This window comes from uncultured Campylobacter sp., assembly GCF_938018035.1.
GTDB lineage: Bacteria > Campylobacterota > Campylobacteria > Campylobacterales > Campylobacteraceae > Campylobacter_B.
This window is the reverse complement of sequence record NZ_CALIJF010000160.1, coordinates 1-1,796: the sequence shown is the minus strand read 5'-3', so window position 1 is coordinate 1,796 and position 1,796 is coordinate 1. Positions and strand designations below refer to the sequence as shown.

Sequence of the window (1,796 nt, the reverse complement as noted above, 5' to 3'; positions counted from 1 at the left end):
TTAGATCAAAATTTCTGCGGCTAAGGCTTGTTTGGCGGGGACGAAGTCTTTGGCCGAAGCGCGTAAAATTTAAAATCAAAATTTTATTGCAAATCATCGAGCGGGGCTTTTGCGGTTCGTATAATTTGCGGCGCCGTTTTTTCCGCGCTTTTCTCTAAACATCGAGCGAAATTTTACTCTCCGATATTATCCGCGGCGTAGATTTTGCGCGAGGCTAAAATTTACCCGCACCCCGCCGCTGTTTTACTCGCGCTCGCAGTACCGCTTTGTTCGTATCGCATGCCGCTACGCAAAGCAAGAAAGCGGATATTTCGCGGCGCTTTTGTCCGTGAGCACGGCGAGGAAAAGAGCGATAAGCTCCTCGAAGTTTTGTGCAATAACCAGGGCATCCTCATAGATCGGTTCCGCACCGAATACGATCTTGCCCGCGTCCGCGCCCTGCGTGAGGATGCCCGCGAAGCAGCGTTCGCCTCTGACCGAAAACAAAAACGGCAAGCACCCGCTCCAAAACGCACTCACGGCGGCTCTTTGCGCATCGTTAGCCGCGCACTCCAGGCTGTCTTTTTCAAAATCTTCGTAGCAAAATTCCGTCTCGTCCGAGCTCGGTGACGCATAATCCCTGGCGGATACGAACCAAACGGCGTCCGCAGCGTCGCTCAAAATTTCAAAAGAGCAAACGAAGCGGTAAAAATCTTCGCTTAAATTTTTAAATCTGCCGCCCAAAAATTCGCTTCGCGGCGGGCAAATTTCATCCCTGCGCCGTATCTGCCAGCCGTTTTGCGCCAGCACGTCCATAAGTTCGTTAAAAATCATCTCGCCTCCCGTAATTTGGCGCCGATTATAGCATTTTACTCGGCGCAGCGGTGAAATGCGGCTAAATTCATAAAATTTTACTTGCCCGCCGCGTATTAAACGTGCATAAAAAGAGAAATTTTACGCGAAATTTTATAAATTCTGCTAAAAATAAAATGACGTTTCCAAATCGCCGCTAAATTTAGGCTCGGCAGAAGGCATAAGCCGTAGATGAAAAACGGGCGTATCGCTTAAAATAGGCGTATCGTCGCAGGAGGCCGGCGAGCCGCTAAAATTTGCGCTTCGGTATCCGCCTAAAATTTCCAAGCGGTACCGACCGTGCTCTAGGCGAAAGCTCAGCTGTTTTGCTCGCCGATGCGGCTCATATCTTTAAAATAGCCGATGCCTACGATCTTTAGCGTGCCTGATGAGTGAAAGACCCAGCCGCGAGAGATGATTTTCGCTTCGTTTTGATTAAAAATTTCCTCATCCGCCTCGCCCACGGTAACCGCAAAATCGTAATAATCGCTGCGAACGCCCAATACGGCACGGCGATGCCCTCTCTTGTGACCGCGCCGCCGTGCTCAGTCTGCGTAAAATAAGCAAGAACGTCCCCGTTCGCAAGCCCGTGCTCATCCAGATAGCGCGCTAGCAGCGCGAGGACCCTCTATCACGAAGCCGCCCAGCTCGGAGAAAATTCGCCTTTTCATTCGCACCTTTTTTTTGATCGCCGCGCCCGTCGTACGCAGAAATTTTACCGCTCATTCGCCCTCTTTATCTTTGTTTTCGCAGCGCCGATGAAATTTTATCACTGCGCTTGCGGAAGGATAAAATTTCATCCTGCGATCGCGTCACAGATGAAATTTGAGCCCAATTTTGCGCTCAAATTTTACAGCCCACGGTTTTTGCCGCTCATGCCTTGGCATCTGTCTACGAGCCAGCGTCCGTCCTTGCGCACGAGCAGGAAGCGGCGCGCAAAGCCGTGTTCGTCCTTGGCGTAGATG

General features: G+C 50.8%; 3 protein-coding genes. All 3 read right to left on the bottom strand.

Going from position 1 to position 1,796, the window contains the following annotated elements; translation table 11 throughout:
• Window positions 1-285: 285 nt before the first annotated feature.
• A complete protein-coding gene (locus Q0257_RS05070) occupies window positions 286-813 on the bottom strand; it encodes a hypothetical protein (protein ID WP_298022347.1) in 528 nt (175 codons plus the stop codon).
• Window positions 814-957: 144 nt separating this feature from the next.
• On the bottom strand, window positions 958-1,119 hold the full coding sequence (locus Q0257_RS05065; protein WP_298022344.1) for a hypothetical protein: 162 nt from the start codon (window positions 1,117-1,119) through the stop codon (window positions 958-960).
• A 29-nt stretch (window positions 1,120-1,148) separates the two neighbouring features.
• Window positions 1,149-1,334 (bottom strand): hypothetical protein, encoded by a 186-nt coding sequence (locus Q0257_RS05060; RefSeq protein WP_298022341.1) that lies wholly within the window; start codon window positions 1,332-1,334, stop codon window positions 1,149-1,151.
• Between the last annotated feature and the right edge of the window lie 462 nt (window positions 1,335-1,796).